We start from the raw sequence: 7,785 nt of genomic DNA on the forward strand, positions 1-7,785 counted from the left end.
GACGCCAAAATCAGTATTCTATCTTTAAGTTTTGATTGGATATAGTTGCATAATCCTAAAAATTTTGAGATAATGGAGATTATTTGAATTTTATAAACATTTTATATTTGATGAGAATCCATCAGTATATCAAGAATTTTTTTATTTTTTTACCTGCATTTTTTAGCTTTAAAATTTTTGATATGCACAGTCTCAGTTATGCTTTTTTCGCTTTTATCTCATTTTGTTTGTGCGCCAGTGCTATTTATATTTTTAATGATATTATTGATGCTCCCCAAGATAGGCATCATCCAAGTAAGTGCCACCGCCCGATTGCAGCAGGAAAAATCACTCCAAAAATGGGATCAGGGATTGCCCTGATACTTTTGCTTTGCGGGGGGGGGGGGCAATATTATGGATACCTCAAACAATATATCTTATTAGTTTATATATTCTTATTAATCTTTTTTATACTTTTAAGCTAAAACATATCCCCATTTTAGATATTTTTATCATCGCAAGTGGTTTTGTAATCCGTTTATTTGTTGGGGCAATTGCCATTGGAGTAGGGTTGTCTGAATGGATTATTGTGATGACTTTTTTGTTGGCATTGTTTTTAGCGCTTGCAAAAAGACGTGATGATTTGATTTTACATGAAAGCAATGGCAAAAAAATGCGCAAAGTAATGGATGGTTATAATAAACAATTCTTAGATATTGCTATTAGTATCAGCGCTTCTGTTGTAATGATTGCCTATATTTTATGGAGCGTTTCTTCGGAGGTAAAGGCCAGACTTCATAGTGATTATTTGTATCTGACGAGCATATTTGTATTAGCAGGGATTTTTCGCTATATGCAAATTATTTTTGTAGATCAAAAAAGCGGGAGTCCTACTAAAATTATTCTAAAAGATAGATTTTTACAAATCGTAGTTATAGCGTGGTTGTTAAGTTTGGTTGTTTTGATATATTTTAAAGGAGATTTTTAAATGTCTTTGAAAAATAATGCGATTTACATCATCATGCTCGTTGTTTTGATTTTTTTTGCTTATATGGATTATCGGTATTTGGATATTCAATTTTTACCCGCTACAAGTGGGGATGAATTTCCTCAATTTTATCAACTGTTCAACATGTATGAAGGGCTTAAACAATTCAATATAGAAAAATTTTTTCGTTTTGAATTTTATAATTATGGTTTTGGCTGGTACTTACTCAATTTATTAGCCGTTATTCCCTTTCATATATTGCATTCCGAATCTATGGCAATTTTTGCCCCAAGAGTGCTTAATGGTCTTTTCAGCGTGATGTGTTTGTGGATGGTATATAAGATTTCTTGTCTTTATCTCAGAAGATTATATGCTTATGGAATTGTTTTACTATTTTTAAGCATGCCCGGATTTTATTTGGAGGGTTATATTTTTAAACCTGATGTCTTGCAGGCGTTTTTTCTTTTGTGGTGTGTATTTTTGTTTATGCTTGATGATTTTAGATTTGGCAAAAATTATTATCTGGCTATCGGTGTTTTTGGTTTGGGGGTTGGCGTGGCGAAATTTCAGGCTGTCATGTTTTTTCCAATGGTATATGCTTATATTTTGCTGCCATTTTTTGTAGATAAAAAAGCATTTCCCTTTAAGAAAGTGTTTTATCATGGAATATTTTCTTCTGCAATGATTTTATTCATATGGATTTTGAGTAATCCGTATTTATTGCATCCAAGAGGTTTTAGGGCTTGGTGGGAAATGTTTATTATCAATATGCATAGCAATGCTACTAATCATGGTAACAATATTCATGTATCTTTAGGGGATAAAATTTTTGGCATTATAGATATTTATTATTTGGAAATTTTTGTATTTGTTATTTTATGTCTTGTGTTTTTAGGTTTGTTGGGAAAATTTTTGTATCTGAGATCAAAGCATTGTTCTTATAGGATTTCTCATACAGATATATTTATTGTTATAGGTGTGGGTGTTTTTGTAAGTTTGGCTTATTTATTGTTTGGTGTCAATAAAGCTTGGAGCAATTACTATATTAGCACATTTTATTTGGGGATTTTATTATTTATTCCTATTTTAATGGTTTCAAAAATCAGGCATTGGACGCTCCTTATTCTTTTGATTTTACAAATTTGCGGGGGGGGGGGGGCAAAATGGAGGTTATAAGCTTGCATTTACGAAATATACTCAAGATCTCTGTAAAAACTATGCTCAAAGTAAGGAGCTTGTCGCAATGCTAAAGCCAATCGTAGAGAAATTACATTCACAACAACACACAATTAATATTTTGACAGACACCCCTTCTTTTGAATTTAAAAAATTAGGATTAGAAGGAAAAAATATTTATCAAACATTTGGGCAGCTTTTGGGAGAGATGATTTCTTTAGAGGAATTTATGAAAAAATCTCATTCAAAAAATCAGGCATTTTTTATTCCTAAAGATATTATTGTTCTTTCAAAACAGAGTGTTTTCTTTAATCCAAAAGATCAAGCCATGAAAGAAGAATTATCAGATACCCTAGCTTGTATTCAAGCACTCCAAAACAATCAATATGGCTATAAAAAAGCTATAGAATCCAAAGATTTTGTCATCTATGTAAAATCACCCTATAAGGATAAACAATGATATTTTTTGAGATGTTTTTTAAAAAAACAAAAGATATTATGGTAAAAATATTTGAAAAATATCAATTAATTTTTATGATGATTTTTATTTTTATCTTTATTCGAATTTCCTATAAAACCTTAAAAGAAGCTATAAATAGCAGTGTAGATATGCAATGGTATCCTTCTGTACAATATTGGGGTAGAGGAATTAGCAATGCTATTAATCCCTATATTGCCTATCTCAATCATGATACATTTATGTCTCAAGGACCTAATTATATGCCTATGCTTTATGTATTGATGTATCCATTTGCTTTAATGGATTTTGAAGGGGCAAAAATAGCTTATGGATTTTTGAATATCTTATGTTTTTTAGGCACATTATGGCTATTTTTTCGAAGTAAAATTTCCTTAGCATTTTTGGTTTTGATGAGTCTTTTTGTCCTGGTTGGATATACATTTGAAAATGTGATGGGCAATGGGCAATTTGCTTTGATTTTAGGATTCTTTGTCGTCTTAGCTTATAAATATCGCCAAAATTTTTTTATTTTGACTTTGTGCTTGAGTATTGTGTTGATAAAATACTCCTTTGGAATCCCCATATTGCTTGGATTTTTTCTAGCGCGATATTATAAAGAAGCCCTTCTGGCAGGCTTGATAAATTTTTTATTTTTTATTCTTTTTGCTTTTGAATTTCATACAAGTATTTTAGAGTCATTGTTGCTTCCTTTGAAAGTAAGTCAAGATGCTACAGGTATTGGACCTTCAGATTTGATGAGTTTATCTAGAATTGTATTTGGCAATCATTTCTTGATGGCTACCAATCCATTTGTGTGGATGATTGGAGTTATTTATGGTATTTATATCTTTTGTATTTTAATATTTCGTCCTTGCCTTAGTCTTATTGTTTCTTCTTCTATTTTGCTATCTTTGGGGACTTTTTATCATTTAGGCTATGATCATTATATGTTTTTTATAGCTATTTTAATTGCAAAAAATCATCTAAAATCAACACATTTTTCAATGATTTTTCTGATTTTATTGGCATTATTTTTTTGGTTTGGGAATCGCTTAAAGAGCTTTCATTTATGGGAAGGAGATTATTTTTGGGCAATGAATATGGGTGTGGTTTTTTGTTCTGTGATGAGTGCCATCATAATCATAACTGCATTTGCAATACTTTTGGGCCAAAAGTTTAAAAAACAAGCAATACAACAAAAGGATTAAAATGATTCAATTTATCCCGCTTATTTTATTTTCGGTGGCTTTGAATGCTTTTGCCCAGTTGTTTATCAAAAAAGGCATGCTAAATTTAGGCGCCCTTGATTTGAGCTTTGATTTTATTTTGAGAGGTTTGGGAAATATATATCTTTGGATAGGAATGTTTTGCTATGGAGTGAGTATTTTATCGTGGATGGCTGTGCTTTCAAAAGTTAATGTAAGCGTTGCTTATCCTTTCTTAGGAGTTGGTTTTATTCTTTCTGCCATTATTGCTTATTATATTTTTGGAGAACCTTTGACGTTTTATAAAATTATTGGAATTGGGCTTATTTGTGTAGGGTTAGTATTTTTGACTATGAGCAAAGGATAGGCAATGAGGTGTATTGTTGTAGGAGGAAGTGGTTTTTTGGGGGAATATGCAGTAGATTTACTTCTGGAAAATGGCTATGAAGTTGTGATTTTGGATATTTCAATGCCCAAAAAATCCACTAAAGCAGAATTTTTTCAGATTGATTTAACAAAAGATTTTGATTTTGATTTTTTTGATGATGATGTCGTGATTCATTTGGCAGCCAGACAATACCATCAAAAGCCACCAAGAAAAGATAGAAAAAAATATTTTTTTGATTTAAATTATTTTGGCACAAAAAAACTTTTAGAAGTTATGGAAACCCATCATTGTAAAAATCTAATTTATTTTAGCACAGACATGGTCTATGGCAAGCCATTGTATTTGCCACTGGATCCTAATCACCCCAAAAATCCATTTGGTCAATATGGTCGGAGTAAGTTAGAATCTGAAAAGCTTTGTGATGTGTATAGAAACAAAGGGTTTTGTATTACGATATTTCGTCCTAGAATGATTGTAGGGAGAGGAAGATTTGGAATTTTGACTAAATTATTTAAGCTTATGGATTTGGGTTTGCCTATTCCTCTGATAGGAGATGGAAAGAATTGTTATCAAATGGTGAGTGTCAAGGATTGTGCAAGTGCTATTTTGCTTGCCATAAAACATCAAATTCCTAATGTTGCCCTCAATCTGGGCAGTCAAAATCCCCCTCAGGTAAAAACATTATTACAAGAGAGTATTCATAAGGTAGGTTCTAAATCCAAAGTGATCCCTACTTGTGCAAGATTGGTTAAATATTGTATCCAATTGTTGGGTTTATTGGGTATAGAAATTTTATATAAAGAGCAGTATGAAATAGCAGATAAACAATACATTCTCGATATTACACAAACAAAAAATATTCTGGGTTGGGAGCCTTTGTATCAAGATAAAGATATGCTTATAGAGGCTTATGAAGAATATAAACAAAACTATCATCAAAAATGACACAAGGCAAGCATTGAAAAATATAGCATTTTTTGATTTTGATGGAACGATAAGTAAGAGTGATAGTTTATTTTTATTTGTTAAGTTTTTGGTCGGTAAAAAGCGGTTTTATGTTGGGATTTTGACACATATACATATTTTATTAGGTTATTTAATGGGGATTTTGAGCAACCATTATGCCAAAGAGAGACTAAGTAAATATTTTTTTAAGGGTTTGGCACAAGGTGAGTTTTTGAATATTTCCAAAGATTTTTTGCCAATCTTAACAAGCATAATTAAAAATTCTGCTCTTAAAAAAATTCAATGGCATCAAAATCGAGGGGATAAGGTTGTTATCGTCAGCGCGAGTTTTGAAGAATACCTCAAACCTTTATGTGAAGAATTAAGGGTAGATTGTATCGGCACGACTTTAGAAGTCATAAATGGCAAATTGAGTGGGAAATTTGCTACCCCAAATTGTTATGGAAAAGAAAAGCTTAATCGTATTTTGGCAATATATAATCTGTCAGATTATGAAAAAATCTATGCTTATGGAGATAGCAGGGGTGATGAAGAGATGTTGGCATTGGCTTTGGAAGAAAATAGATTTTATAGATATTTCAAATAATGTATAATAGCGCAATTAGTTTCCAAAAGGGTAATAATGAAAAAGTATGTTGTAGCAGTTGTTGGAGCAAGTGGAGCAGTGGGTGAAGAGATTTTTAAGATACTCCAAGAGAGGGATTTTCCCATTAAAAAATTAGTACCTCTTGCAAGTGCCAGGAGTGCAGGGGAAGAAATAGAAGCACTCGGGCAAAGGTATAAAATTTTAGAAACAACTCATGATATTTTTGAAAAAGAGGGGGTCGAAATCGCCTTTTTTTCTGCCGGGGGGAGTGTAAGCGCAGAATTTGCTCCCAGTGCTACCAAAGCAGGAGCACTTGTTATAGACAATACAAGTCATTTTCGTATGAATCCTGATGTCCCCCTCGTAGTCCCGGAAGTAAATCCTGATGATATTATTCAATGGAAAAAAACAGGCATTATTGCCAATCCAAATTGTTCAACAATCCAAATGGTGCAGGTTTTATACCCTTTGCATAAAAAATTTGAAATCAAAAGGGTAGATGTAAGCACTTATCAGGCAGTCAGCGGTGCCGGAAAAAAGGGGATGGAAGAGCTTGTAATGCAAATGCAGAAATTTTTTGCATTTGAACTTGATGAGTGCGAACCCAAAGCATTTGCTCACCGCATTGCTTTGAATTTGATCCCCCATATTGATGTCTTTATGCCTAATGATTATACAAAAGAAGAAATGAAAATGCTCAAAGAGACAAACAAAATCCTCCATAGTGATTTTGCTTTAAGCGCAACATGTGTGCGGGTCCCTGTTTTGAGAAGTCATAGCGAGGCAATTACTATTCATTTTTCTACAGAAGTTGAGGTTATTCAAGCAAGAGAAATTCTTCAAAAATCTCCAAATATTGTAGTGGTTGATAACCCTCAAGAAAGTCTTTACCCCATGCCTGCCCTTGCTACAGATACAGATGAGACTTATGTAGGTAGGATTCGAAGCGATCTTTATGATAAGAAAATTTTGCATTTATGGTGCGTGGCTGATCAAATACGGGTAGGCGCAGCTACTAACGCAGTCAAAATTGCTCAAAAATGGACGCAAATCCAAGGCTAGGAATATCAAAATAGTTCCTCAATATCTAATCTTTCTCTGGCAATGAGAGTGGAAGGATAGAGGATTTGCAAATGAGGTAAGAGAATTTTATGATTGAGGGTAGGGTCATCATCATGGCGATCCGGATAATAATTGGAGATAATCAAACAGACAAAAGATCTCCAAATCTTATAAATAATTTGTTTTTTGCAATAACTGCGCTTTTATGATTTTGCAATGCTTTGAATCTTATTTTCATTCAAAATACATATTAATTTTGCCGGATTGTCTGATAGCAAACTTTTTGGAGGAAATCTTCCTGATGACACTCTTAGCTACGTCTCCATTATTTTATAACCCACTCATAAGATATTTTATAAAATGATGTTCTATAGATATGGAATATTTGTCTTCTCCATGATTATTATTTTTTCAGTTCCATTTGGATTTCTTACCATTTATGATTATCCAAATCCAATAGCAATACAAGTTCTACAAGCTTATATTCTTTAATCTTTTCTTGCTATTATTTTTTCTTTATCAATCTCTCATGATTATTTCTCAATATAGCTTTCAGATTCTCTTATTCTTTATTGAGATTAATCATTTGAAAAATATTTTAGAGTTTATAAACATAATTATAGACTAAAATTAAATCTTAAAGTGTCTCAAAGTTCCTATTTTGATATGAGATCTTATAAGCATTCTATACTAATCCTAACCTTTCGTGTTCCAATATAGTGTCCATTGTATCAAATTATATTTTTTGGGTTATTTGTGCGCACTTAAAGACTCAGATAGTATTTATCTCCGGCAACAAACTTAATCACATAGAAATCCAAATTTAAAACTTGATGAGATTTTTGAAAAACTTCTGAGTAATCTTTGAAATATTCTCTCTTTATTCCTCAATTTCAGAAAGTGTTTTTAGAATATCTTCCATGTTGGGTTTAAAGATATGTTTGTTGCGTAATTCTTCTTCAGAGACATGTTTCC

8 protein-coding genes are annotated in these 7,785 nt (G+C 32.1%); all 8 read left to right on the forward strand.

The annotated features are described in order from the left end of the window. Nucleotides 1–298: 298 nt before the first annotated feature. Nucleotides 299–967, forward strand: a complete 669-nt coding sequence (locus tag BKH45_RS09020; protein WP_257874476.1) for a UbiA prenyltransferase family protein — start codon at nucleotides 299–301, stop codon at nucleotides 965–967. Continuing rightward, nucleotides 968–2,143 carry a glycosyltransferase family 39 protein gene (locus BKH45_RS02205; protein WP_095273834.1) on the forward strand — a complete coding sequence of 392 codons (1,176 nt, stop codon included), beginning with the start codon at nucleotides 968–970 and terminating at the stop codon, nucleotides 2,141–2,143. A 67-nt stretch (nucleotides 2,144–2,210) separates the two neighbouring features. Next, nucleotides 2,211–2,603, forward strand: a complete 393-nt coding sequence (locus tag BKH45_RS02210) for a hypothetical protein (RefSeq protein WP_095273835.1) — start codon at nucleotides 2,211–2,213, stop codon at nucleotides 2,601–2,603. Next, on the forward strand, nucleotides 2,600–3,811 hold the full coding sequence (locus tag BKH45_RS02215; RefSeq protein ID WP_095273836.1) for a glycosyltransferase family 87 protein: 1,212 nt from the start codon (nucleotides 2,600–2,602) through the stop codon (nucleotides 3,809–3,811). The genes BKH45_RS02210 and BKH45_RS02215 overlap by 4 nt, the downstream gene beginning before the upstream one ends. Before the next feature lies 1 nt (nucleotide 3,812). After that, a complete protein-coding gene (locus BKH45_RS02220; protein ID WP_095273837.1) occupies nucleotides 3,813–4,175 on the forward strand; it encodes an SMR family transporter in 363 nt (120 codons plus the stop codon). 3 nt (nucleotides 4,176–4,178) lie between these two features. Further along, nucleotides 4,179–5,141 carry an NAD(P)-dependent oxidoreductase gene (locus BKH45_RS02225; protein ID WP_095273838.1) on the forward strand — a complete coding sequence of 321 codons (963 nt, stop codon included), beginning with the start codon at nucleotides 4,179–4,181 and terminating at the stop codon, nucleotides 5,139–5,141. Then, nucleotides 5,107–5,748, forward strand: a complete 642-nt coding sequence (locus BKH45_RS02230; protein WP_095273839.1) for an HAD-IB family hydrolase — start codon at nucleotides 5,107–5,109, stop codon at nucleotides 5,746–5,748. The genes BKH45_RS02225 and BKH45_RS02230 overlap by 35 nt, the downstream gene beginning before the upstream one ends. 36 nt (nucleotides 5,749–5,784) lie before the next feature. Then, the gene (locus BKH45_RS02235; RefSeq protein ID WP_095273840.1) at nucleotides 5,785–6,810 is read left to right on the forward strand and encodes an aspartate-semialdehyde dehydrogenase; all 1,026 of its coding nucleotides are present in this window, start codon (nucleotides 5,785–5,787) and stop codon (nucleotides 6,808–6,810) included. Nucleotides 6,811–7,785 lie beyond the last annotated feature (975 nt).

Source organism: Helicobacter sp. 11S03491-1 (genome assembly GCF_002272835.1).
Lineage (GTDB): Bacteria > Campylobacterota > Campylobacteria > Campylobacterales > Helicobacteraceae > Helicobacter_J.